The sequence below is a fragment of the Pedobacter miscanthi genome (genome assembly GCF_003315595.1).
GTDB classification, from domain to species: domain Bacteria; phylum Bacteroidota; class Bacteroidia; order Sphingobacteriales; family Sphingobacteriaceae; genus Pedobacter; species Pedobacter miscanthi.
The window spans coordinates 1-24,174 of sequence record NZ_QNQU01000005.1; the positions used below are offsets into that span (position 1 = coordinate 1).

Below are 24,174 nucleotides of genomic sequence, written 5' to 3' on the forward strand. Positions count from 1 at the left end.
CTGATCAGGGCGGAATCGCTGATCAGGCTGGGAAGGGTGAGCGAAGGGCTTTCGGACCTGAACACTTTGCTCGTGAACCGGTTTAAGACGGGGCTGTTTGTGCCTTATTCGGTTGGGACGGCCATTGATCCTTTGCGGCTTGTACTGGAAGAACGGAGAAAGGAAATGCCTTTCAGGGGGCAGCGGCTTGCTGATCTCCGGCGTTTGAACCAGGAGGAGGGCTTCAGGGTTACCTTAAGCAGATCGGTTGGTGGAACGGCTTATGCGCTGCCGCCGGGTGATGCCCGTTATGTCTTTCCCATCCCGCAGGAAGAAGTGCTCAGGTCAGGGATGGAGCAGAATTAGTTTTGGTAAATACAAACGAAGCGTTGGATGCCAACGCTTCGTCTGTTAACTGGTGATGATCCGGCTTTTTTTATTGGACCGGATTGGCGTAGAATATTCCATAGTCAATTGGTTCGGTGGTCAACGGGGTATCCGATGGGGAAGGGCTCGGGTTTACCGTTGTATCGAAATATCCTTTACAGATCGGCGGGTTTGCCACTGCGTTACAGCCAGTCTCGTACTGTTCCGGATCTAAGCTGGACAGCTTTACCCAGGCTCCTGACAGCCTGCCGAACTGTTCATGGGCACGGTTTGTTTTTGCGGGTTTGAACGCGCTTTGCGTCATCACTAAAGTTGCTCCCAACAGTACTGCTACAGCACCGAAGTGGATACGGTTAAAAAATTTTTTCATTTTTGATATTAGTTTATGTTTTCGGCCTTAACCCGGCCCGGTGGCTTGATGCTTTTCCTGTAACCTGCATGCTGCCCTGGTTATTTTGCTGCGGGAAGGGTTACGCTTTCCCATTGATCATATCATTGTCCGGGTATCCCTTTTTTGACTTGTAAACGCCAAATAAAGAGATCGCCAGAAAGACTGTATTGAATATCAGGTGGGAATTCCATCCCATATTTTTAAGTACCCCGCCACAGGAGCAGGGGACCCTGTTGAAAATGTTCATGCTCACCAGGACGATATAGCCTGTAAAAAGGGCCATCAGGATTGCCGAAAGGATCAGGCCGGCCCTCAGTGTTTTTTTAAAGAGCAGCATCGCTGCCGCAGTAATCTCGATTCCGGGTATTGCCCAAAGCAGGACGGGGGTGAATTTCCTTGAAAAGACCTGGTTATTTAGCTGTCTTTTAAAATCTTCAATTTCTGAAAGCTTTGAAAGGGAGGTATAAACCCAGAGCAGGATCAGTATACCGGAAACCAGTGATAGGATCAGCGTGCTGTTTTTGGAGATTTTCATCGGCTTTATTTTTTGGTAAATCTCAGCTTGTATGCCATTTGCCTGGTAATACGGGGATTAGAAAATGCGCACTTTTGGTTTAACCAGTTTCTAACCTGGAGGGGATCTTTATTGGGATAGGGCTGATAAGTGCTTGGGATTATTACGGGTTGCCCTTTAGTTTACTTAAAGTATTGGGGTGCATACCCAGGTAGGAAGCAAGGTCCTTAACGGATGCAACATTGAACAGGTGAGGCCTGCTGGTGCTGAGTTGCATAAGACGTTCGTCTGCGCTGCTGTTTTCCCTGGCAATCATACGGCTGATCTGTGAGAGCAGGTGGCTGCTGTACATTTTATGGTAGAGCAGTGTACATTCTGAAAAGAGTTTGGGCAGGTAGCGGAAATGTTTTTCGCTGAGGGCAAGTACTGTGCTTTCCTCCAGGAATTCGATATACAGATCAGCCTGAAAGCTGTGGCCGGCCGGGGCCGGTAGTGGAAGGAAATTGCCCGGCAGGTAGAAATCAACGGTATGTTGCTCGTGGGTTTCCCGGTCTACTGCGTAAAGCCTTGCGCTACCATGCTGCAGGTAGGCAAGGAATATGGCCTGCGGATCTGCCGCCTGGATCTTTCCCTGTCTTTTGAATCTGTATTCCTTTAGCGAATGCATCAGGTAAGCGCTCATCCCCACGGGTATTTTATCGATATGGGAGAGGGCCTGAAAGTAATTTTTTGTTTCCATTTTTAATTGTTTTAGCGCAAAGAAATGCGCTTTTGCTGCCTTGTCAAGTTGCCGGGGGAGCAACCATGAGCAACCCTATTATTTTTTTGTTTTCCGCGGAGAAATGTTAGGAATGAGCTATATTTGGGCATGAAATAAAAATTTTAACATATTTGATATTGTAGCAATAGCTATTTTACTGTTTTAGAAAACCGCGAACTTTCGAAAGACACAGGAAAAAATAGATGGTTGCCTACGCTATAGCGTAGGTGCCTGTTTATCTTGTGTCTGGGCTCTTCGCGGTGCCTCTAAAGCGGATATCGGGTTAACCTGCGCTTTTTTTATGGACCAATTTCAGGGAAATAACTTATCTCTTTTGAACCTTCCGATCAACGAATTGCCATTATCGGAGTCTTTTATCTTAAGGAGCAAACTCATGGGTTTCTTTACCCTTCAGGACATTCTTCATGAAAACCAGAGGCTGCTGCATGAAAGGGATGACTATTCGGAGCACTGGTATTTTGAGTTTGTTGATTTTTTAAAGCGCAAGGACCTGCTTTATCTGCTCAGCTAATATTTTTCTTTTCCGATGGCCAGCATGCCGGCTATTTTTTCGAGTACTTTTTCAAGATCACTTTCTGTGTTCCCGTAGTAGGCATTCTTAAAGCTTTTGGCAGAGATGGTGGTTTGTTCAGTTGTGCTGTAATGTTTTGCGGCGTAATGGTGGAGCGCCTTTGGGCTCTGGGCGATAATGATCCCTGCTTCTACCTGAAGGTGGATGAATAGGGCAAGCTGCCTGACGGTGAAGGTTACCTTGAAGGTTTTCTCAAGCAGGCCACCCGAACTGAGGTCCTCGGCGGTCAGCTCGATGGATTTAAGGTAGTCTATTTCTGCATCGAGGTATCGTTGAAGGGAATCGGCTATCTGTGGCTGGTTTTCGTTGTATGGCATCCGGGAAACATTTAAGACCTGTCTGATCCGTTTTTTCAGGAAATGCAGTGTCTGGTACTGAGCAGTGATGTTCTCACATTTCTCAGTTTCCCTGTTGATATATACGCAGGCGAAGTGGTAGAAAGCCGGATGGTTAAAGTTAAGTGAGATCAGGGTCAGGATAATATCCAATGTCTCCAGTGCCCCGTCAGGATTGTTTAAGCTGGCAATAAGCACTTTGAAAAAATCTTCGAGGTAGGTGATGCTTTGATAGGAGGGATTAGGCTCATGATCCTGTATCGATGATAGCAACTGGCTGAATGTTTTAAGGGTGTCTGGTTGAAGATTTCGTTTTGCCAGTAATGACAGGACTTCATCTGACTTTTCTTTGAATTTTAGCTGGTAGCTGTTGACTCTGCTTTGATGTGCCGTGGTAGCGTAATCAAAGTAATAAGGGAAATGTCGCTCCAGAGCGGATAGTAGTAGCTCAGTATTGTCCATGCAAATCGTTAACAGATCGTTTTTCTGCTTTTCGGTCGGTGGGGACTTTCTGGTGGCTTTTTCCAAATCCCCTAAGATCAGTTTTAGCGCGTGCTGATGGTGCCTGAGGTAAAGCCTGCCTTTAGCAGGTTTCATTTCCGATACCTGTTGCTGGAGGGAAGCAATAGCAGCGGCTGACTTTTCCTGCAGAGCGGCATTAACTTTAGCGGGATCAATTTTTCCCTTACCGGTTTCACCAAGTCTTGCGTCTATTTCGCGCCTGAAATTGATTAACTCATCATTCATTTCTTGCGGTTTTGGTTATTGTTAACTTATATATTTCCATTTCTTTTATTGCATAACCTTGGTGAAACGCAGGTTTGTCGTGGTGAAATGATTTTTTACTTCATATTTTAAGTTGGAGGAAATGGATGGTTTTAAACGTCCTCGCGAATGTTTCAGATCAATGGACTGAGGATCTGGCGCCATTTGTAATCGCTGGTAGGCGTGAATTGTGATGAAATCAAATGGTTAGTGTGCTGTATGATAAGTATTGGCTGCAAAGCCAGCGGGCTATCGGCTGATGTTTCCGGGTTTGCACAGTCAGTTCCCGGTATTTGAAAGTTGGGTGGTTGCTGTTTTCAGCAACCCTATAGCAACTTGACAAGTGTTGGTAAATTGTTTTTATTTGCCGCAATAGATGCTTTTTTTGGTGTTCCGGATAGTAACGTTTTGTTTTTGAATAGGTTGTGGATCCGGTGGCATGTGTTCCGCTTTAGGGATTAAGCTTCGGTGTTGACATTAAACCTATCAGGATGAATAAGATTGATGCGCTTTTGGATGTGCTGTCCAAGATTTACCAGATACTGGTTCTGGTTTATAACAGTAAATACCATGGTAACCTTGCTTTTGAGGAGGATCCGCAAATGAACAGGCAGGAGGTGAAGGATTATCTGGGGATCAGTGAGAGTACTTATAAACGGAAGGTTAAAGAAGGGGCGCTAAAGCCGCTGAAACTGCCCGGAGGGGATAAGTATTATAAAAGCCAGCTATTGAGTGAATTTAAGGAGAGTAAGCGAAGGGGCAGGGTTTGATGAGGGGTGAAGGAGTCTTATTTCGCTTCAATCAGTAATACAGATCTTCGAGCCCTAGTTTTTTGATTCTCATGCTGATGGCGGTTTTCGAGCGGCCAAAATGCTGGGAGAGGTCGCTGAGGCTGTAACCATCTGCAAACATAATGGTGAGTTCATTGTCGAGCGCTACTGTCCAGGACTGGTTTGCTAAAGGGGTATGGTTTTCACGCAGGTTGGTTTTTGTGTTGCTGTCCTTTTTCTGCGGCGGCTTTGGGGCTGCAATGAGGTATATTTTGGCAGAGGCTGGAAAGTGTTTAGGGACCAGTGACTCGGGCAGGTAAAGGCCTTGTTTGGCCCTGGTGATGGCAACGTATAAGAGGTTGATTTCTTCATTCATGCGCTCGAACTCTGCGGGCCGGGCATTTTTGTCTTCCCTGAGCCTTCTGATTTTTTCTTCGGTCACGAAATCATCGGCAAGGAGCACCGCGTCATATTCCATTCCCTTGCAGCGGTGGACGGTGGAAAAAATGATTTCTGCCTTTGCTTTTTCTTCTTGTCTGACGTGTTTTTCTTTGATGGCTTTGATCATGCCGGGAATGCGGTTGCCGTACAGGCGGACCAGTTCGCTCATCATCGATAGGCCTGAGTCGGCAGTCTGCTGGATATAGGTTTCCAAATCCTCCATATCGCGCATCGATCTGATCACCGGGTCGCGGATCTCATCATGGTTTGCATTGTATAGGTTTAGGATATCGTATAGCGATGCGCCTTCATCGGCATAGGTGTAGGAGTTGATATTGCCCTCAAAATAGATATGTTTGATGTTTTTCCGCTCGGTGACATATTCTATGGCTTTGGTGAGCAGGCCAAGGTTTGTTCGGGCGATTACGGCGTTGGTTTTGATTTTTGTTTCCCTGCCTTTGCCCAGTATGGTCATGGGGGGATGGGGTTCGAGCAGGTTTTTCAGCCTGAGGGTTTCCATGGCAAGGTTAGCGATGTCCTGTCCGAAGCGGAAACTTGTGGAGAGGTGGTAGGTTTTGAAGTTTACTTTTTCCAGGGAATTGACCGCGTAGCGCCAGCGGTAAATCTGTTGATGGGTATCACCGACCATGACTTTGGTTGCCTTTTGGGTTAAAAAGATGTCGAGCATGGCAGGGGAGGCATCCTGCGCCTCGTCAAAGAGGATGTAGTCAAAGCCGAGCTGTGGCTGCCGGAGCTGGAACTTTTTTAAATAAAAGTCATGGGTGATTTCAATTTCGCCTTTATCCATTTTTCCAAGCAAGGTCCTGGTCTTGGTATTGATGTAGTCGTAATTGCTGCTGACAAATTGTTTTGCCTCATCATCCCTCAGGAGAGATATGTAGTCTAAATTCTGGACTTTGGGCTGATCGCTATTACAGAAATAGGAGGTGAGTTTAAGGATGTGGCCGGCAATCAGGAGCTGGCTGTGCTGCACTCCTGTGCCTTGCAGCTGGAGGATACTGATGATTTCATCGATTGTGTAATCCCTGGTTTTCACCTGGTATTTACTTCTCATCACCACCTGCGCAAAAGCCAGCGAGTGTGCAGTTTCTACAGTTACGTTTGGTAATCCCCTGCTGCGGAATTTTTCTGCGGCTTCGGTTTTTACCGCTTTGTTAAAAGCAAGGTACAAAATCCGGCTGCCTTTTGGCCTGTTGGCGGCGTATTCAATGATGGTGCTGGTCTTGCCTGAACCTGCTACTGCGTTTATTTTTATATTACCACTGGAGTTGATGATATCTTTCTGCTGCCTGGTCAGTTCCATTGCTCAAAGGGTAATTTTCTTTAACGGTATTATGCTGCAAGGATACGCATTTTAGGGGATTTATTGGCAAAATATCCGGCATTTAGGGGTATTGCAATGCCTGGGTTAGCCTTATCGGGATGCTTTGAAAATGTGAAATGGTGCTGTCGGTGCTGTTTATCAGGCCTGTTTTAGTAACCGGGTTTAAAGAGGGAATATGTTAGGGGTAATCAGTATTGGTATTTGATAAGGAGTCGATTACTTTCATTTGATATTTTTTACCAATAGGTATTACCTTACTGGCGATATAAATATCCTCTGGTGTGTAGGAATCGATCCTGCTGATTGCCACAAGGTAGGACCGGTGCACTCGGATGAAAGTAGTCGTGGAAAGCATGGCTTCGAGTGAAGCCATTGCATATTTTGTGATCACTGTACCCTTTGTGGTGTGTATCTTAACATAATCTTTAAGGCTCTCTATGTATTCGATTTCATCCAGCTGGACTTTGACCATTTTGCGCTCAGCGCGAAAATATAGGAATGGTGTATTAAGACCGACACTGGAAAGGGGATTGGACTGTGGCTTTGGATGCTGTTCAGGTAAAACTTTCATGACTGCTTTTAAAAACCGCTCAAACTGGATTGGTTTTAAAAGATAGTCGGAGACACCTAATTCAAATGCTTTTATGGCATATTGTTCGAAGGCTGTGGTCAGGATGATTTTTGGCGGGTTCAGCAGGGTACCTATGAGCTCCAGTCCACTCAGCTGTGGCATTTGGATGTCCAGAAAGAGAATATCTATATCTTGCTGCTTGAGTATCATAGCCGCCTGTATGGCATTACCGCATGCTGCTTCCATATGCAGCATCGGAACCCGGCTGATATAGCGCTGCAGGACTTCCCTTGCCGGGGGTTCGTCATCAACAATCAAACAATTATATTTTTTGTTGGTCCCGGTCATGGCTAAGTTTAATTTTGAGGTTAACAATGTATATTTCCTGCAAGTCGCTGATCTCCAGTGTATGCTGCTCTGGATAGATAAGCGCTAGTCTTTTGCGGACGTTTTCTATCCCGATACCCCAGGTTGTGGTTTCAGCCTCTTGTGGTTTCCCGTTAATCAGCTTCATGGAAAACAGACCACTTTCCATCGTTATGCCCAGGCTTATCCACGGTTGTTCTGTCATCTGGCTTGCCCCGTGCTTAAATGCATTTTCAATAAAGGGCAACAGCATCAAAGGGGCAATCAGGTATCCGCTTACATTTGGGAACTGGAGGGATATATCCAGTTTTTCATCATAACGCATCGCTTCCAGCCTGAGGTAATCGCCGGCCATTTTGAGCTCTTTCTCCAAGGGGACCAGGGGCCTGTTGCACTCATACAAAATATAACGGAGCAACTGAGATAGGCCCATGACCATTGCTGAGGCTTTTCCAGGGACATCCTGGGTGAGGGAATAAATATTATTCAGTGTATTGAATAGGAAGTGGGGATGCAACTGTGCTTTCAACATTTGAAGTTCTGCGTTGAGTTTCTCTTTTGCGAGCAGCAGTGCCGTTTCCTGCTTCTGATAAACGCATTTCATTAGTTTAATGGCAGCAGCTGTACCTCCGACTGTGATACTACCGCGCAGGCCGGCAAGCATCGCAATGCCCAGCTGTATATAAAGAGCGGGATGTTCTTCAGCAGCAATTCTCGGGGAGAATCCTGAAGCATTTCTATGCCGAAGGTAATCAACAGCTGTCATTGATAAGCCAGCTGATAATCCCGCTGTGAGCAGCAGGAGAAAAAGCGAGCTAATGGCTGCCAAAAGATAATGACCCGGTAGCACTAGTCCCGGAATGACCAGGTACATCAAGCTGTATGCTAAAAATATACTCGGAACCATATAAATCACGGCCTCTGGCAGGGTGATGAGGATGCGATGAAGGAAAGGTTGGTTTTGCAGTACTGGCGAAGGCGAAAAGGAGTATAGCAACAATTGGAAAATAAACCAGAGTGACCAAAAGGCAAAGTGCCGGCTAAGACGCCATGCCCTTTCGCTGGAGTAAATGAATGGTAACTTTTGCATTCGGTGCTTTTGATGTTGAGCTAAGATACAAATCAATTTTTGCTGAACACTACCGGCCCTTACTTATTCGACTAAACCTAAAATGTGATCTACCAAATCGTTTCATCGTCGATGAATCGATTTGGTAGTACTGGGGCTATTGTCTGTTTTCGGCAGGGCCTGTCTGGTCTATTTTGCGGCGCACATTTGTTCAGTGCCTTTATATTTGGCAAAAACAAAGCTATGAAAACACCTCTGTTACTTATTCTTTTATCATTAATCTCGCTTGGTGTATCTGCTCAGATTGATACCACCAGTTACCCTAAAGAGCGGGCGGAAATCAGGGCACTGTTGCGAAACCAGCGGCCAGGGGTTTTGGTGGACTGTAACGATATGATAGCGGTAGGCCCCAAGGGGGATATTTCTTTTTCCCGGCAGCAGTGGTTAGCAGCACAGCAAAAAGAGAAACTGGTATTTAAGTCGGTCAGGCCGGTAGCGGGGCAGGAGTTTATCCGTATTTATGAAGGGAGCTTAGCGGTAGTTAACCTGCTGATTGAAGTTAATATCCTTGTTGATGGCCGCGATATGAATATCAGGGTTCGCCGCCTTGAGGTGTATCACAAACGCTCAGGCAACTGGTGCCGTGTTGCCGGTCAGGGAACCCAGGTAGATGAGCTGATCTTTCCCATTGGCGCGATCAGCAAACCTTAAAGCCAAGAAAGGAAATAAGCCATGTTTCCTTTAAATCCGCTGTTTATCCGGGAATTTGAGCTTAATTTGCTTTACACGGCCTGGATTTAAGGTAGCTATCGATCACGGCAAAACACCTCGTATGAGTATAGAGGGGTGAGCCTACGCTGGATTTTAGTGGGGGGCGAGCGTTTATATGATATAGAGCAGCGTTTTGCCGTGCTGAAGTCTGAAATAATAATGCTTTTCGGAGTTCTTCTTCTTCACTTCGATATCCGCTATAACTCCTTTAGTTCCATCTGCGGTGAGGATATGGTCGCCAATCCTGATCTTATCCAGCTCCTCAGCTGTACAGCGTTTTGGAAGCTGTTTTTCGGCTGAAGTTTTCCGGCTTCGGTTGGAGGGATTTTTTCTCTCCAAAGTACCGTTTTCCGGGTAGCGGGCAGTAATGGTATTGGATAAATTCTTTTCATCGTTATCAAATGGATGGTCATCTTGCTGGTTTTTCGCTTCTGTTATATTCTTTTGGGGATACTGCATTGGGATTCGCTTTTCTTTGGCTATATTTTTCTAAGTAGGATAGCTAATAATGTGGTTTAGTCAAGGGATGTCACTGAAATGCCGGATATACGATACCCATTAAACTCTTTTTGGAATTGATCCCAACTGATCTTACCGATAAACCCGGCCATGCTATCGAGTAGGAATGGTGATGGATCAGCGGATTGGGGGATCAGGCCGAAAAATTTTTGCAAGGTCTTCTGGGAAAGGTAATTTTTATCCTTATTGAAAATCTGAATGGAAATATCCCTGCAATTTTCCAAGCTGATTGATTCAATCCCGGATGCAGTTAGTACCTGCGTGCGCAAGGCTTGGTGAAAAACATTTTGTCTCATAACTTTTATTGGTTAAATCTTTACACAGATTGTATGGATATACTTCAATGATGTATATCAAAATTGTGGTTTTATTTTCGGCTTAATTGCCTTTGCATGTGACAAGTTTGTTATATATTCCTGCTAGTGTTGAACTTTATTCAGGAGAAGGATCGTTTTATCGAACTAACGGATTTTTGGAGTGCCCGGAAAAGATTTGTAGATTTGAGTATCGCCATACTTGTTTGGTGAGGCTGTTGATCATGGAAAAAAAAATACTGGTAGTTGAGGATGATGTGCTTTTGCGCGCTGCGTTGGATAATTTTTTGACCCATGAACATTTTCAAACATTGGCGGTTGGCAAGGCGCAGGAGGTTGGGCCTGCTGTTGAGGAATTTAGGCCTGACCTGATTCTGATGGATATCCGCCTGGATGGTGATGACGGAAGGATCATTTGTGACCAGCTGAAAGCTCAAGACGCGGCCTCGCATATTCCTATTATACTCCTGACGGGTTTGAGTTATGATGAGATCGCCCTTATCGATTGCCAGGCAGATGCCATTATTGGAAAGCCTTATGACAATAGCGCCCTGCTGCACACGATCAATCAGTGCCTGAAGGCAGGGGGCGTTTAGATTGTTGCTTTAAGTATTCTGTTTTCGATCTGTTTTTAGAAATGCCTTTGAAGCAAAATGATATACCGGGTTCCAATGTGCTAAGGTATAGCCTGCTGGCAGCGACACAGAAAGTGCAGTTTATAAATCAAATCACAATAGTCCCATATACTCCTGCGGTCGCTAACTTCCTTAAGTATGTAGGCTTGGGTCAAATCCTTATGAGGGCACAATAGATGTTGGGGGATTTCAGGTCTCAGGAATTACGTGATCGCTCGGTTTAATGGTTGATTAATATATCCTCAGCGTAGTGTCAATGGAGAAAATGTGATGGCGTGGCATTGGGTTTTCAATTAATCCCGGGGTAAATAGTCACAGAATTGCCGAATGTGTGCCCAAAACTGACATAATCAATGCGTTAGTATGAAAGTCAAAACAATTTGGGCAAGATTTGTATTTCAATGATGTCAGCAATCAACAATAATTTTACGCACAGGGATATGAATCAGGATGGGAAATGGTCAAGTTGAAATCTCAGCAGGTTTTTGACCTGGAGTATTTTTTTGAGGTTGTGCCGGACCTGTTGTGCATCGCTGGCTTTGATGGATATTTCCAGAAGGTCAATCCCGCTGTATGCAGGGTGCTTGGTTATTCCCAAGCGGAGTTGTTTGCATCCCCGATCAGTGATTTTATCCATCCCGATAACCGGGACAGGACTGCTGAAAAAAGGACGGCGTTGTTACAGGGCCGCTCGTTATTTAATTTTGAGAACAGGTATTTGACAAAGAGTGGTGCGGTGGTTTGGCTGAGCTGGACTTCGGTGCCGATCCAGAAGGATAGTCTGGTCTTTGCTATTGCAAAGGATATTACCTACCGCAAGCAGCTTGAAGAGTATGAACGGATATCTTCAATTCTGGGGATGATCAATGATGACCATCAATCCAGGTTCAGACAGGAAAAGTCGGGTGTGGACAGGACTTTTGCTGCATTAAAGTCGGATGACGACCAGAGAAAAGCTGATGAGCCTTCCCAGTCGGACCAGCTCTGGCTGGACAGTTTTGAAAAGATCGTCCGTGAGCATGCCGGTAAAGCAGACCTTAACCTGGAATTGATCAGCGATGGACTTGCGATCAGCCAGCGGCAATTATTCCGCAGGGTGCACGGAATACTGGGGATTACCCCAAATAAGCTGGTCAGGGTAATTCGTCTGCAGTTGGCCTGGGAAGCGATCGGTTCGGGCAAGTACCGCACTGTAAAAGAGATTTCAAACATTGCTGGCTATAGTTCCAGGGGGCATTTCAACCGCCTCTTTTATGAGGTGTATGGGATACATGTAGCCGAGCTGCTGTAGCGGCTGGTAATACTCTTCACAAAATTTAACAGTATTTCATATTTTTATAAACAGGATAAATGGCTAAGCGTATATTGGTAATCGATGATGATCAGGACATCCTTAATATTCTGGATATCATCTTTGGGGAGGAAGGGTATGAGGTTACTTTGAAGAATACAGGCACTACTGCAGACCAGGTTAAGCTGATCAGCCCGGATTTGATCCTGCTTGATGTCAGGATTAACGGGTTTTCCAAGACCGGGGATGAAATCTGTGCGGAGATTAAACAGGAGCTGGAACTCTCGGCTATTCCGGTACTGCTGTTTTCTGCCGAGGCCGATGTGCGTCAGCGGGCTGGTTTATGCGGGGCGAACGGGTACCTCAACAAACCCTTTGACATCAATAAACTTCTTGAAAAAGTGAAACATTTTATACCTTAGCGGCATAATGTTCCACGATGTCCGAAAAGCCTGAAAAATCCCGTTCCTGGAAAAAGATAAACCTGGGGTCCGAAAGATTAAAAGTTTTTTTTATTAAGCATCTTGACCGTATTTATGGTGCCAAGCTGCACCTGGTTTCCAGGCTACCCGGTCTTGCGGGCGAAGCAGGGTTTGCAGACCTAAGGAACGCTATTGCGGAGACTGTTGCTGATGTTGAAAAACAGATCGCGAGAATGGAGCTTATGTATTCCCTGCTGGACGCTGAAGTATCCGGGGGAAGTATCCACGGGTTAACGGGTCTTATCCAGGATGCTTTTGAAGCGATAAATGAGCAGATCGGTGAGCCTGAACTTCGTGACCTTTCTATCATTTTTTACCTGCAGAATATCGAGAGCGTTGAAATGGCTTCTTTCCAGGTCTTGCAGATGGCAGCGGTCAAGCTGAAGAATAAACATATCAGCCAGTTGCTGAAGGAAAACTATGAGGAGGCTAAAGCAGACCGGATCCTGCTGCTGCTGGTTTCTTCTAAGTATATGACCAACTAGTGTAATGTGATATTGAAGATTTTTAGCTGGCGGATGGTGAAAATTAAAATCAATGTTTTTTCAATGATCGGGGCGGGAAGGTTTTTTTACATTTCAGCGCGTGATTTCTATGATCGTAGCCTGCCGGATGATGATTAAAGGCCGGGATGATTAACTTTTTCCCTGATGATTTCTTCCATCACCAATAGCTGATTGGCAATTTTACTATAGATAACCGTATCTAGTCCCTGCGTGCCCCTTCGTACGATCAATCGGTCCAGGTCATTGATGTCCTTATTGATTTTCTCTAGCGCTTTCATCAGGTTTTTATCCAGCATTACGTCCGCCCAAAGGTCTGCATATTCCTGGATAATCCTGCTCAGGGTTTTTCCATCGTTGCTATCATCGGCAATTTCCATTTTGGTTTTTAACTAAGGCCTGACACTTAACTGCCGACCTGTTTTGGTTTTTGGTGTTTGAGTTGTTACTCCTGTATCGATCATTCTGTTTGCTGGCAGCTAATTTTTTTAGCTTGGATGATATGAGCCGCCCGGGCCTATTTGTTTTTTAATCTGCGGCTCTTTACCGTTTTTTTTTGCCCGAATAAAAGGCATATCCCACGATTACTACAATTAGGGAAAGTAAAGCGGATATTACGGTCAGCGCATCGACTTGTAATAAGCGGATGGGGATACCAAGCAGTACAATAGTAGCATAGAAGAGCACTAAAAGATGGAACGGTTTAATTTTAGCGCTACCAGTGGTCACCTTTTTCTTTTCAAAACTATAAGATCGTTTCATGTTATTTTTTTTATGTACGAAGCCAAAATCATTCCGATAAGATTGATTGTGTTTATCTGTCTAAATATCAGGTGTTTATTTTTTTTAGCTGGATGCTCGCCCGGCTTAAGGTCTTCCATTATGGGGTGCTAATTTTCAATATGAACGGTTATAAGAAGCTTATGTGTGCTTGGCATTTATAATTCCTATATTACAGGTTCGCAAAACCCCGAGCGGGGATGTTGATGCAGATCAACCCATTAACGACCGATATTGATACTTTAAAAGGAATATTTAGTTAAATTTTACGGCTGTCTGCTTGCATCTAACGAGACGATTTATGGATTTTTCAATAGGGTTAATCAGGCTAAAAAGCTATTTTAGCAGCTTGCGAAAATTTAAATAAAGTTAATTGATGAATGCCCTGCCAAAAAGCCCGATAGAAAAGATAATTGCACCGGTTAGTCGTTTTGTTCACCTGGAATATACCAGCGGGATCGTTTTGCTCATCAGTGTTGTCTTTGCGATCATTTGGGCAAATTCAGCTTGGGGCGAATCCTATCATCATTTATGGGAAACCCATTTTATGGTCGGTCTGGGGGAGCACCTTTTAGATAAGCCGCTGCATATATGGATAAATGATGGCCTGATGGCACTTTTCTTTTTTGTTATTGGCCTTGAACTCAAGCGTGAATTTATGGAGGGAGAACTCTCCACTTTTTCCAAGGCGATGTTGCCCATGACCGCTGCGCTGGGCGGAATGATCGTGCCCGCTGCCATCTACTACATATTGAACCGCAATACCGGTGCATCACATGGCTGGGGGATTCCGATGGCCACTGATATTGCCTTTGCACTGGCGCTGCTGTCTATGGCCGGAAAACACATTCCGGGCAGCATCAAGGTTTTTTTATCGGCTCTGGCAGTAGCAGATGACCTTGGTGCGGTGCTGGTGATCGCTTTTTTTTATACCGGGCAGGTCAACTTTATGGCGCTTGGCATTGCAGGGATTTTTTTGCTGGTGCTGGTGATCGGTAATGCGATGGGCATCAGAAGCAGTGCGTTTTACCTCATTTTAGGTATTGCGGTATGGATCGGTTTCTTACTCTCAGGTGTTCACGCCACCCTGGCCGGGGTGTTGGTCGCCTTTACCATTCCGGCAAGGACTAAAATTGATGAAGAGGTTTATTCTAACAGCCTGCGTAAACTCACTGATGATTTTGACCGGGAGATTCCCAGCAACAGCACTTTAACCACGCCAGATCAGCACCGTACCATACAACAGGTGAAACACCTCAGCTTGGCTGCGGAAACGCCGCTCCAGAAGATTGAGCATGCGCTGCATCCCTATGTGGCTTTTCTGGTTATGCCGCTTTTTGCACTGGCCAATTCGGGGATCATCATTGGTGCGGATTTTTTTTCAGCGGTACTCAACCCGGTCTCGATTGGGGTGACGGCAGGCCTGGTAGTGGGCAAGTTTTCAGGCATACTGCTGTTTTGTTTTGTGATGGTTAAGCTGGGTATTGCCAGATTGCCTGAGGGGGGACGCTGGAAACACATGATCGGGGTTGCGCTGCTTGCCGGAATTGGCTTTACCATGTCCCTTTTTATCAGCGGCCTGGCCTTTTCAGACCCGCAATACGTGGAGCAGGCCAAGTATGGGATACTGATTGCCTCTGTTTTGGCAGGCTTATTGGGCACGGTGGTATTAAAAGGAACTGCATCAGATCCAACTAAATCAAAAAAATAGTGGTATGACAGAACATCAATCAGGACTGGGTGGGTATATCAGGCTGTTTTTCCAGCGCAGGTTTAACCTGCACTTGGATAAGGCCAATGAAGAAGAGGTGGTGAGGGCGATAAAGGCCAATACGGTTTTTGTCGGGTCGAGCCTTTGGACACTTATTTTTGCAATATTCATTGCCTCGATAGGTCTGAACGTAAATTCGACGGCGGTGATCATCGGGGCAATGCTCATCTCGCCGCTCATGGGGCCGATTATTGGTATCGGACTGGGCATAGGGATCAATGACCTTGCGCTGGTACGGCAGGGCGGAAGGAACCTGCTCATCGCGGCCCTGATTAGTATCGCCACCTCAACACTCTACTTTTATATCACGCCGCTGCATGATGCGCAGAGTGAACTACTGGCCAGGACAACCCCGTCGATATGGGATGTATTCATCGCCTTTGTTGGTGGCCTGGCCGGGGCAATAGCGGTGACGAGAAAGGAAAAAAGCAACGTGATTCCCGGGGTGGCTATCGCAACTGCATTGATGCCGCCGCTGTGTACTGCGGGGTTTGGATTAGCCTCGGGCAACCTGCTTTTTTTTGCCGGGGCAATTTACCTGTTTTTCATCAACAGTTTATTCATCTGCATTTCTACCTACCTGATTGTCCGTTTTCTGAAATTTAATAAAAAGTATTTTGAGGATAGAAATACGGAAAAAAAAGTGTCAAGGTATATCCTGATCACTGTTCTGGTAACCATTATTCCAAGCATTTACCTCGCTTATGGCATTGTGCAGAAAAGTATTTTTGAAAACAGTGCCCAGAAATTTATTCGCGAGGAGTTTAGCTTTAGCAATACCCAGGTGGTCAATAAGAGTTTTAAGTATTCCAGGAATTCAAGCGAAATTGATTTACTTTTAATTGGGGCGGAACTTTCCAAGCCTGCCATCGACAGCATCCGATCAAAACTGGCGTCATATAAACTCAAAGGCACTCAGCTCATTATCCGCCAGGGTCTTGATGCCAGGGCAAATGTGGATTTTTCGCAGATTAAGGCCAGTATTATGGAGGATGTATTCAGCCGTGATTCCCTTGCAAAAAAAAATGTATCTGAAAACAAAAAGGAAGTTAAAATCCCGGAAATCCGAGAAGAGATCAAAAGTTTGTTTCCGGTAATTAAAAGCTACAGTGTGGCCAGTACGGTATTCATCAATACCGATACCCTTAAAACCGATACGGTCCTTCAGTTTACCGCAACCCTCTCCGGGAAAATGCCGGATGCGGAAAAAAACAGGGTGGAGAAATGGCTCAAGGCGAGGCTTCGGTCAGATAAGCTTAAAGTCGTTCTGGAATAAAGGAAAGTTTCTTAAGTTCTGATGGTCGGATATTTGTCCTGGTTTAAGCTGGAGGTTTTGCTTAGCCAGCAAATATTATCAATAGGCTAATAACTGGCCATATCATGGGGGAAAGATTTTGTGGAGTGGCGGATAAAGACAAATAAGTTAGAGGTTTGCTATGCTGCGGATTCCCTAGGCATGCAAAAAAATCTTCGAAGGGTAAGCATTGCGTAGCGGAGGGATGTTTTTATGCTGCCTAAGGGCATATCAAGCGCTTCGGCGGCTTCACTATGGGTATATCCCTGGAAGTAAACCATGTCAACGATGAGCCTGTGTTTTGGGGAAAGGGTTGCAACAAGGTTTTTCATTCCAATGGTATCGGTGTTGGGGTAATGGGTAAACCGGTTTTCAATTTCATTGCCAATACTTTCAAGCCCAAAGGTATATTTTTCGTTCTGTGATGAGCGCCTTCGGATGTGATCGATTGCACTATTTCTGGCGATGTTGAGCATCCAGGTAAAAAGCCTGGATTTATCGGGGTCATAACTTTGAATATTCCGGCTGATCTTAATAAAACACTCCTGGAGAAGGTCTTCCGCGGTTTCCTGCTGTTTTACAACCTGCATGATAAATCCCAACAGGCTGGAAGCGTACATTTTGTAAAGCTTGTTAAAAGAACCGGCCTCAGCTGACTTTAACCCATATATCAGCTCCCGTTCAAACTGGGGAACGGATTCCTTAAAAAAAATAACGGTAGGAGCTGAGGTGGTCATGAAATGTTAATTTATTTCTTAACAGCTTTTGGTAGACAAAGTTTGGCATATTCCGGTAAGCTATGCTTTCTTAGAAAGGGCCTTTCAGGAAGCACTAGCTGTAGTGCAAATCTTAACGAAAATGTTGTTATTCCTGTTTGGTAACTTGTATAAGGCTTTTTCATAGGCTGTGGATTTTTAGCTTATAAAAAGACCAGGATCCGCATTTTTCTAACGTTGGCGCCAAATGTTATGAATTATTTTTGTGCCATTTTGTTAGTTTCGCGCCATGAAGATATTTTACGCGATTCTGCTCAGCCTTTTCACTACAGCCCTTTGTGCCCAAACTTTAAAAGGGAAAATCTTTTCAGCAGCTAATCTCCCCCTGGAAGATGTTTATTTGCAGAATCAGCGTACCGGAAAGCATGCACATACCAATGAAGCTGGTTTTTTCCTGATGAGAGAGGTCAAACACGGAGACTCAGTCCGCATAAGTTTATTAGGCTATCGGCCGCTCGTGGTAGTGGTAAAGGGAGCAGAGATGAACATTAGTTTGTCGAGCTCAAATATCCGGCTTGATGAGGTGGTCGTATCCGAAGGGGTTAACCATCTTTCTTCGGTAGCTGCTGTAGATATCGCCACCACGCCGGTAAATTCTGCCCAGGAATTGCTAAGGAAAGTTCCGGGGCTGTTTATTGGCCAGCATGCCGGAGGAGGGAAGGCGGAGCAACTGTTTCTTCGCGGCTTTGACCTTGACCATGGAACGGATATCAATATCTCCGTTGATGGTATGCCGGTAAACATGGTCAGCCATGCGCATGGCCAGGGTTATGCCGACCTCCACTTTCTGATTCCTGAACTTGTAGAGAAAATTGATTTTGACAAGGGACCATATCATGCGGATAAGGGAAACCTGGCCACCGCTGGTTATGTTGCCTTTCAGACCAGGGACAGGCTGGAAAACAGTTCGCTGAACCTGGAAGGTGGGAGGTTTAATACCTTTAAGGGACTTGGAATGATCAACCTTGTCAATGATAGCCGGCAGTCTGCTTATCTGGCAGGAAGTTACATTAAAACCGATGGTCCATTTGAGGCAAGCCAGGATTTCAAAAGGCTGAACCTGATGGGTAAGTATACACGCAGTTTTGCTAACCTTGACCGATTATCGCTTTCGGCCATGCACTTCAGTAGTTCTTGGCTGGCTTCGGGTCAGATCCCGCAGAGGGCAGTAGATGAGGGGCTGATCGGCCGCTTTGGCGCTATTGATCCAAATGAGGGTGGTAAGACCAGCCGGACGAATGTCAATCTGCAGTATGACCACGCGGTCAACGAAACTACAAACCTTAAGAGCAGCGCATTTTATAGCCGTTACGACTTTGAGCTTTATAGCAATTTTACCTTTTTCCTGAATGATCCGGTGAACGGCGACCAGATCCGCCAGAAAGAGGGGCGTAATATTTTTGGCTTTCAGTCTGTACTGGATAAAAAATATAGTAGCGGTGGTGCAGACCTTGGCCTGCAGTTTGGGGCAGGGGTAGGGGGCGATGTAGTCAATGATATTGAACTAAGCCATACCCTTGGCAGGAGTGCTACATTGGAGCAGATCCAGTTTGGAAACGTGAGTGAATGGAACCCTTATGCTTTTATCAATAGTGAGATTGAACTCGGCAAGTTGCTGATCAACCCGGCAATACGGCTGGATTATTTCAGCTTCGCCTATACGGATCATTTAAAGGGTAACCTTCGCAGATCAACTGCTAAGGCCACATTGAGCCCGAAGCTTAATTTTCTTTACAACCAGAACAAAAACCTTCAGTTTTTCCTGAAGCTGGGGAAAGGTTTTCATAGTAACGATTCGAGGGTGGTTATCGCGCAAACAACCAGCGACATTCTACCGGCTGCCTATGGCGCGGATTTGGATGTAAGCTGGAAACCTGCGCCAAGGCTGATCCTGAACGCTGCATTATGGTACCTGTACCTGCAGCAGGAATTTGTTTACGTGGGCGACGAAGGCGTGATTGAGCCCAGTGGCAGGACCTCCAGAAAGGGGGTTGACTTTGGTGTTCGCTATCAGCTCAATAACTGGCTTTTTTTGAACGGCGATATAACCTATAACCACGGCAGGGCGCTTGATGAGCCCGGTGGTGCTAACTATATTCCGTTGGCCCCTCCTTTTACTTTTACTGGCGGCCTGAGCATAAAGGACCTTGGCCGCTTTTCGGGCAGCATCAAATCCCGCTATTTAGCTTCTCGTCCGGCAAACGAAGATAATTCGATCATTGCCAAAGGTTATTTTATTACCGATGCCAATATCCATTATACCTGGAAACGCTTCACTTTGGGTATCATCACCGAAAATATATTTAACAGGGCATGGAACGAAACTCAGTTTGCCACCGAGTCCAGGTTGTCCGGAGAAAGCCAGCCCACAGAGGAAATACATTTTACCCCGGGTACGCCTTTTAACATCAGGGGAGTTTTAACAGTCAGGTTTTAATAAAAAAGAGGTGTATTCCATGGAGAGTATTTCCTGCTGGGATAATCAAATTTTTAAAGGGTAATTTTTTAGGTGCCAAGCCTTTCCATCAGCTGTATCTCATAGGAATTCCCGATGGGTAAGAATTGCTGGCCGGTCGAAATCAAGTTTCCCTAAAAGATGCGCGCAATAACAGCCTGTTTACCACATAAGACCAATGGCTTTGTATGAAATATCCGGTATTAAGTTTTGCCGGTATGGCTTTTAAGGTATGGTAAAGCAAATACTTTTCCGCTGGCGGTAATGATCTGATGTCATCTTTATTATCTTCAATAAACATGATATCCTGCCGGTTAAGGTTCAGCCATCGGTTTAATTCTCTTAGGGCTTATGAAAAGGTTAAAAACTCCTGTTCAAATCTATTGTCATTCATCTGGGGATCTACGATTTGCTCTCAAATCAAATTTTCCTTCTTCGATCCGGGGGGATTTTTCTTACCTATTTCAGTATATTGATTTGAATGGATATGAGCACTTATGATGTTGGGGAAACAAAAATTTTCAACTACCTATTATGCATTCCGTCTACGGATCATGCTTAGAAACACGGGTGTAATTCCAAGATAAGAGGCAATGTGTTTTTGTGCGATACGATTTTCCAGTTCCGCATAGAGGTGCTGAAATTTCAGATAGCGTTCCTCTGCAGACCTGGAGATAATTGAGTTAATTCGCCGCTGATATAAACTGAACCCGTTCTGGGCCAGAATCCGGAAAAACCGCTCCATTTTTGGCACATCGATATACAATTGCTGCAGCGCGTGGTGAGTAAAATAAAATAATTCCGTGCTTTCCAGAGTGGCAATATTATAGTATGCGGGTTGCTGATCTGCAAAACTACTGATGTCTGTTGCCCACCAATTTTCCGGGCAAAACAGGACATTATGTTCCGCGCCCTCTTTATCCCTGTTAAAAACACGCAGGCAGCCTTTGTCAATAAAATAAAAATTCCGGCAAATCTCACCGGCCTCCAGCAGCATTTTGTTTCTCTCTAACTTTTGATGTTGCAGAACAGACTTGATGTGCGTCTGTTCTGCTGCATTAAGATCAACATGCATGGCAAAGTTTTCAAATAGGCGATCAAATACAGGCATGCTACAAGGTAGGGACAAATCCGATAATCTTGGTCATTTTGTTTTCATCATCATACTCAACATAGTCCTTTCCTGTAAACTGGCCCTTACCGGGTATGTTGATGCTCCAGATATAATAGCAATGGTGATCAAAGTATTCCGGCTCTGCCAATAGCGAAAATGAACGGCCAGGCACTTTTTCATGCGAGGACATTACCAGTTCAACAAAGGCATCGAGTCCTCTTACCAAAGGTGTTTGTCTGTCCTGGTAAGTGATTTCGCTGGATAAAATTGAGGAAAAGGCAGCCTTAACTTCTGCTGATGTTTTTTCGTTCCAGGCGCTGGTGTAGCGCTCAACTGTTTCTGTCATATTTTTCATGCCCAAAATTATCGATCAGCCCCGGGTTTAAAATTAAAGTAGTTTAATAAATCAAAAAAGTTTTAAAGCGCAAATGGTTTTCCAAGATATGATTTGCATAAACAGGCCAGCGTCCAGATCGGTCCGGGAATTTGCTCAGTAAAATGAAAAGTGTGTTGGAATGGATTGGTATGTTACCTCCAAAGTGATGCGCAAACAGTGGAGGATAGCAGCTCCGATAAATAAATCAATTCATGGTTAGGATAGTTATATTTGCGCAGGACTTAAAATCTTTCTATGAAGCTAAGTTATATTGATTCTGTTACAACGGGCGAACTCCACCTCACAATAAACGAAGCTAACTTTGACCGTTTATTTTTTCAACGGGACCGAAAGGACATGTTTTTGACCATAGCCCTAAATAATGGCCCCTCGCAATACGTGAGCATCGACGGGATAGAATATGAATTTCCTGCAAATACAGTACTGCCTTTGATGGTTAACCAGAGCTTTACTTTTACAAAACCTCAACAGATTATTGCCTGGCAGTACAACCGGAATTTTTACTGTATTGTAGACCACGACAGGGAGGTTAGCTGTGTTGGGTTTTTGTTTTACGGTTCGGCTGAGACCATGTTTATTGCTTTGGATGATCAGCAGCAGAAAAAAATAAAGCTGTTGATAGAGGTGTTTATTGATGAGTTTGGCGATAAGGATGTAATACAGCGGGACATGCTGCAGATTATGCTCAAGCGGCTCATCATAATCGTTACCCGTTTGGCAAAACAACAGTATCTCAAAGAGCCGCAATTGACTGAAGATAAGCTGGACTTGCTGCGCAAATTTAACCTTCTGGTTGAAAATAATTATAGAAAGAATCATACCGTCCAGTTCTACGCCGGGCAGCTCAATAAATCACCAAAGACCCTGGCAAACGCTTTTGCCCTTTACAACCATAAATCCCCGCTTATGGTTATTCAGGACAGGATCATTCTTGAGGCAAAAAGACTGCTGATGTATACTGAGAATTCTTCCAAAGAAATCGCTTATGTCCTCGGATATGATGATGCAGCGTATTTTAGTAATTTTTTTAAAAAGCAGGTTGGTGTTTCTCCATCTTCCTTTCGCAGTTCAGGTTCAAATCACCTTTCTCAAAGGTAAGCAACTAATGGATGGGGGCGTGGTTTTTCTTTCCCAGTTTCAGTTGCACATGAAGGTGAAATAAATGGTATTTCCTTTAAAATTGCCTTATTGAAAACCTGCTTGGATAATTTTCTCCTGCAAGATAATTATTCGCTACTTACTTTTGGTGTTTAAAAATTGTCTCAGCCACAAAAAGTTGGCTTCGCGCTTTTCCGCTCCTTTCAGTACTTTGGGGAGTCATATATTTTCGCTACGTTGTTGTGCGGGTTCTGGTCTTCGACATCCTCCATTATTTTGCTTAAACTGTCAATCTTACATGCAATCGGGAACTCTCTCTATTCGCCACTTCATGTGTTTGCTGCAAATTTGTACTGTTAAAATAAAACAGACATTTAAAAAATAAAACATGAAAAGTTTCCCGATTCCAACAATAGAGCAGGTGTCTTTAGCTAACCAGTCAGTTTTTGAAACCCTGAATGGAATGGTAGGCTTTGTGCCAAACCTATATGCAATTTTTGCACATTCTGAAACTGCATTGAATGACTACCTGGCACTTCAGAACAGAAAATCCTCACTCAGGGCGAAAGAGCGTGAGGTGATCAATTTGGTGGTTAGCCAGGTAAACAGCTGTTTATATTGCCTTAGTGCGCATACCCAGTTTGCCAAAATGAATGGCTTTACAGATGAGCAGGTTCTTGAAATCCGCAGGGCTACTATCAGCTTTGATGCTAAACTTGATGCTCTGGCTAAGTTTGTTAAGGCTGCTACTGAAAACCGCGGGCGGGTAGCGGCTGAAGTTTTGGAAAATTTCTACGCTGCGGGTTATTCTGAAGCAAGCTTAATTGATGTGACAATGGTGATTGGTGATAAAATAATCACTAACTATTTACATGCGATGACAGAAGTTCCGGTTGACTGGCCCTTAGCGCCGGTGCTGGACTAGTCCCAAAGGGGACTGAACAGAACAGTGGGTTTACCCGCTGGCCATTTTAAACCCGGGTGGGCAAATGCCCCTGATGTTAGCCAAATTGTTAAACAAAGCTCCCTGCTGAGAAAACTGGGAGCTTTTTTTTGGTTTAAAAGTTTAAGCTTTAAGTTTATTTTTTTGCGACTTTCGGTGCCAGGGTCAGAAACATTCTCTTCCCCTCCAGTTTGGGCAATAATTCTACCTTGCCAACTTCTTCCAGGCGCTGTGCGAATTTTAAGAGCAGGATTTCCCCCTGATCTTTATATACGATTGAGCGCCCCTTGAAGTGCACAAAAGCACGGACCTTTTCTCCGTTCTCCAGAAAAGAAACTGCGTGTTTAACTTTAAACTGGAAATCATGGTCATCGGTATTTGGTCCGAAACGGATGTCTTTGATGATGGTTTGTTTTGCCCTGCTTTTAATTTCCTTTTGCTTTTTCTTCTGTTCATAAAGGAATTTGCTGTAGTCTATGATGCGGCAGACCGGTGGAGATGCGTTCGGGGAAATTTCAACCAGGTCCAAATCCAGTTCGCCGGCTTTTTTTAGGGCTTCTTGGAGGGGGTAGATATTGGTTTCAACATTATCTCCTGTCAGGCGAACCTCAGGCGAGGTGATAAATTCATTTATCTTGTGTTCTGCTTCTTTCTTTCTGAAGGGCAAGCGTGGCCCTCTGTAAAATCCTGCTTTTTTTAATGCCAAATTTGAAAAGTTTTAATGAAAAATTCTGTTTGCTGGAGCG

The 24,174-nt window shown here is 44.7% G+C and carries 29 protein-coding genes; 13 read left to right on the forward strand and 16 right to left on the reverse strand.

Translation table 11 applies throughout. From position 1 onward, the window contains the following. Window positions 1-345, forward strand: a 345-nt coding sequence (locus tag DRW42_RS06795; RefSeq protein WP_113948086.1) for a RagB/SusD family nutrient uptake outer membrane protein, incomplete at its 5' end; no start/stop codon positions are given. Between the two features lie 70 nt (window positions 346-415). Here DRW42_RS06795 and DRW42_RS06800 read toward each other — a convergent pair. The 3 genes from DRW42_RS06800 to DRW42_RS06810 all read right to left on the reverse strand — a co-directional run bounded on the left by DRW42_RS06800 (window position 416) and on the right by DRW42_RS06810 (window position 2,010). Further along, entirely contained in the window at window positions 416-736 is a 321-nt protein-coding gene (locus DRW42_RS06800) for a hypothetical protein (protein ID WP_113948087.1), read from the reverse strand. Window positions 737-836: 100 nt separating this feature from the next. After that, window positions 837-1,292, reverse strand: coding sequence for a MauE/DoxX family redox-associated membrane protein (locus tag DRW42_RS06805; protein ID WP_113948088.1), 456 nt, complete (start codon window positions 1,290-1,292; stop codon window positions 837-839). 142 nt (window positions 1,293-1,434) lie between these two features. After that, complete coding sequence (locus DRW42_RS06810; RefSeq protein ID WP_113948089.1) at window positions 1,435-2,010, reverse strand: Crp/Fnr family transcriptional regulator; 576 nt, start codon at window positions 2,008-2,010, stop codon at window positions 1,435-1,437. Between the two features lie 322 nt (window positions 2,011-2,332). Between DRW42_RS06810 and DRW42_RS06815 the strand changes: the two genes are divergently transcribed. After that, on the forward strand, window positions 2,333-2,563 hold the full coding sequence (locus tag DRW42_RS06815; protein WP_113948090.1) for a hypothetical protein: 231 nt from the start codon (window positions 2,333-2,335) through the stop codon (window positions 2,561-2,563). Here DRW42_RS06815 and DRW42_RS06820 read toward each other — a convergent pair. Beyond that, the gene (locus DRW42_RS06820; protein ID WP_113948091.1) at window positions 2,560-3,705 is read right to left on the reverse strand and encodes a hypothetical protein; all 1,146 of its coding nucleotides are present in this window, start codon (window positions 3,703-3,705) and stop codon (window positions 2,560-2,562) included. The two genes, DRW42_RS06815 and DRW42_RS06820, sit on opposite strands and share 4 nt — an antisense overlap. Window positions 3,706-4,214: 509 nt before the next feature. Between DRW42_RS06820 and DRW42_RS06825 the strand changes: the two genes are divergently transcribed. Next, complete coding sequence (locus DRW42_RS06825; RefSeq protein ID WP_113948092.1) at window positions 4,215-4,493, forward strand: MerR family transcriptional regulator; 279 nt, start codon at window positions 4,215-4,217, stop codon at window positions 4,491-4,493. A 31-nt stretch (window positions 4,494-4,524) separates the two neighbouring features. On the opposite strand, the gene DRW42_RS06830 is transcribed toward DRW42_RS06825, so the two are convergent. The 3 genes from DRW42_RS06830 to DRW42_RS29215 form a co-directional block, all read right to left on the reverse strand. Next, complete coding sequence (locus DRW42_RS06830; protein ID WP_113948093.1) at window positions 4,525-6,258, reverse strand: UvrD-helicase domain-containing protein; 1,734 nt, start codon at window positions 6,256-6,258, stop codon at window positions 4,525-4,527. Window positions 6,259-6,457: 199 nt separating this feature from the next. After that, entirely contained in the window at window positions 6,458-7,198 is a 741-nt protein-coding gene (locus tag DRW42_RS06835; protein WP_113948094.1) for a LytR/AlgR family response regulator transcription factor, read from the reverse strand. Then, window positions 7,173-8,306: a sensor histidine kinase gene (locus tag DRW42_RS29215; RefSeq protein WP_244215218.1), complete on the reverse strand. Its 1,134-nt coding sequence runs from the start codon at window positions 8,304-8,306 to the stop codon at window positions 7,173-7,175. Before DRW42_RS29215 ends, DRW42_RS06835 begins: the two co-directional genes overlap by 26 nt. Before the next feature lie 222 nt (window positions 8,307-8,528). Between DRW42_RS29215 and DRW42_RS06845 the strand changes: the two genes are divergently transcribed. Then, a complete protein-coding gene (locus tag DRW42_RS06845) occupies window positions 8,529-8,996 on the forward strand; it encodes a nuclear transport factor 2 family protein (RefSeq protein WP_147243685.1) in 468 nt (155 codons plus the stop codon). A gap of 171 nt (window positions 8,997-9,167) precedes the next feature. Here DRW42_RS06845 and DRW42_RS06850 read toward each other — a convergent pair whose 3' ends face one another. Then, a complete protein-coding gene (locus tag DRW42_RS06850; protein ID WP_113948096.1) occupies window positions 9,168-9,515 on the reverse strand; it encodes a hypothetical protein in 348 nt (115 codons plus the stop codon). Window positions 9,516-9,571: 56 nt separating this feature from the next. Continuing rightward, a complete protein-coding gene (locus DRW42_RS06855; protein WP_113948097.1) occupies window positions 9,572-9,871 on the reverse strand; it encodes a hypothetical protein in 300 nt (99 codons plus the stop codon). 242 nt (window positions 9,872-10,113) lie between these two features. On the opposite strand from DRW42_RS06855, the gene DRW42_RS06860 reads away from it, so the two are divergent. The 4 genes from DRW42_RS06860 (at window position 10,114) to DRW42_RS06875 (ending at window position 12,782) form a co-directional block, all read left to right on the forward strand. Then, on the forward strand, window positions 10,114-10,485 hold the full coding sequence (locus DRW42_RS06860) for a response regulator (RefSeq protein ID WP_113948098.1): 372 nt from the start codon (window positions 10,114-10,116) through the stop codon (window positions 10,483-10,485). A 496-nt stretch (window positions 10,486-10,981) separates the two neighbouring features. Further along, window positions 10,982-11,815 (forward strand): PAS domain S-box protein, encoded by an 834-nt coding sequence (locus DRW42_RS06865; RefSeq protein WP_113948099.1) that lies wholly within the window; start codon window positions 10,982-10,984, stop codon window positions 11,813-11,815. A 59-nt stretch (window positions 11,816-11,874) separates the two neighbouring features. Beyond that, window positions 11,875-12,237: a response regulator gene (locus DRW42_RS06870; protein ID WP_113948100.1), complete on the forward strand. Its 363-nt coding sequence runs from the start codon at window positions 11,875-11,877 to the stop codon at window positions 12,235-12,237. Window positions 12,238-12,254: 17 nt separating this feature from the next. Then, the gene (locus DRW42_RS06875) at window positions 12,255-12,782 is read left to right on the forward strand and encodes a DUF892 family protein (protein WP_113948101.1); all 528 of its coding nucleotides are present in this window, start codon (window positions 12,255-12,257) and stop codon (window positions 12,780-12,782) included. Between the two features lie 134 nt (window positions 12,783-12,916). Here DRW42_RS06875 and DRW42_RS06880 read toward each other — a convergent pair whose 3' ends face one another. After that, on the reverse strand, window positions 12,917-13,180 hold the full coding sequence (locus tag DRW42_RS06880; protein WP_113948102.1) for a hypothetical protein: 264 nt from the start codon (window positions 13,178-13,180) through the stop codon (window positions 12,917-12,919). 163 nt (window positions 13,181-13,343) lie between these two features. Continuing rightward, window positions 13,344-13,562, reverse strand: a complete 219-nt coding sequence (locus DRW42_RS06885; RefSeq protein WP_113948103.1) for a hypothetical protein — start codon at window positions 13,560-13,562, stop codon at window positions 13,344-13,346. 394 nt (window positions 13,563-13,956) lie between these two features. On the opposite strand from DRW42_RS06885, the gene nhaA reads away from it, so the two are divergent. Both nhaA and DRW42_RS06895 read left to right on the forward strand, forming a co-directional pair. Next, window positions 13,957-15,291, forward strand: a complete 1,335-nt coding sequence (gene nhaA, locus DRW42_RS06890; RefSeq protein WP_113948104.1) for a Na+/H+ antiporter NhaA — start codon at window positions 13,957-13,959, stop codon at window positions 15,289-15,291. Between the two features lie 4 nt (window positions 15,292-15,295). Beyond that, the gene (locus DRW42_RS06895) at window positions 15,296-16,627 is read left to right on the forward strand and encodes a TIGR00341 family protein (protein ID WP_113948105.1); all 1,332 of its coding nucleotides are present in this window, start codon (window positions 15,296-15,298) and stop codon (window positions 16,625-16,627) included. Between the two features lie 158 nt (window positions 16,628-16,785). On the opposite strand, the gene DRW42_RS06900 is transcribed toward DRW42_RS06895, so the two are convergent. Beyond that, window positions 16,786-17,382, reverse strand: a complete 597-nt coding sequence (locus tag DRW42_RS06900; protein ID WP_113948106.1) for an RNA polymerase sigma factor — start codon at window positions 17,380-17,382, stop codon at window positions 16,786-16,788. 268 nt (window positions 17,383-17,650) lie between these two features. On the opposite strand from DRW42_RS06900, the gene DRW42_RS06905 reads away from it, so the two are divergent. Continuing rightward, complete coding sequence (locus DRW42_RS06905) at window positions 17,651-19,858, forward strand: TonB-dependent receptor (protein WP_113948107.1); 2,208 nt, start codon at window positions 17,651-17,653, stop codon at window positions 19,856-19,858. A 142-nt stretch (window positions 19,859-20,000) separates the two neighbouring features. Here DRW42_RS06905 and DRW42_RS06910 read toward each other — a convergent pair whose 3' ends face one another. From DRW42_RS06910 to DRW42_RS06920, 3 genes are all read right to left on the reverse strand, one after another. After that, window positions 20,001-20,201 carry a LytTR family transcriptional regulator DNA-binding domain-containing protein gene (locus DRW42_RS06910; protein WP_279634103.1) on the reverse strand — a complete coding sequence of 67 codons (201 nt, stop codon included), beginning with the start codon at window positions 20,199-20,201 and terminating at the stop codon, window positions 20,001-20,003. Between the two features lie 207 nt (window positions 20,202-20,408). Further along, window positions 20,409-20,987 (reverse strand): Crp/Fnr family transcriptional regulator, encoded by a 579-nt coding sequence (locus DRW42_RS06915; RefSeq protein ID WP_113948109.1) that lies wholly within the window; start codon window positions 20,985-20,987, stop codon window positions 20,409-20,411. A gap of 1 nt (window position 20,988) precedes the next feature. Then, a complete protein-coding gene (locus tag DRW42_RS06920; protein ID WP_147243686.1) occupies window positions 20,989-21,336 on the reverse strand; it encodes a hypothetical protein in 348 nt (115 codons plus the stop codon). A gap of 285 nt (window positions 21,337-21,621) precedes the next feature. On the opposite strand from DRW42_RS06920, the gene DRW42_RS06925 reads away from it, so the two are divergent. Further along, a complete protein-coding gene (locus DRW42_RS06925) occupies window positions 21,622-22,485 on the forward strand; it encodes a helix-turn-helix domain-containing protein (protein WP_113948111.1) in 864 nt (287 codons plus the stop codon). 388 nt (window positions 22,486-22,873) lie between these two features. Further along, the gene (locus DRW42_RS06930) at window positions 22,874-23,410 is read left to right on the forward strand and encodes a carboxymuconolactone decarboxylase family protein (RefSeq protein ID WP_113948112.1); all 537 of its coding nucleotides are present in this window, start codon (window positions 22,874-22,876) and stop codon (window positions 23,408-23,410) included. 154 nt (window positions 23,411-23,564) lie between these two features. Here DRW42_RS06930 and infC read toward each other — a convergent pair whose 3' ends face one another. Next, window positions 23,565-24,134 (reverse strand): translation initiation factor IF-3, encoded by a 570-nt coding sequence (infC, locus tag DRW42_RS06935; protein WP_113948113.1) that lies wholly within the window; start codon window positions 24,132-24,134, stop codon window positions 23,565-23,567. Between the last annotated feature and the right edge of the window lie 40 nt (window positions 24,135-24,174).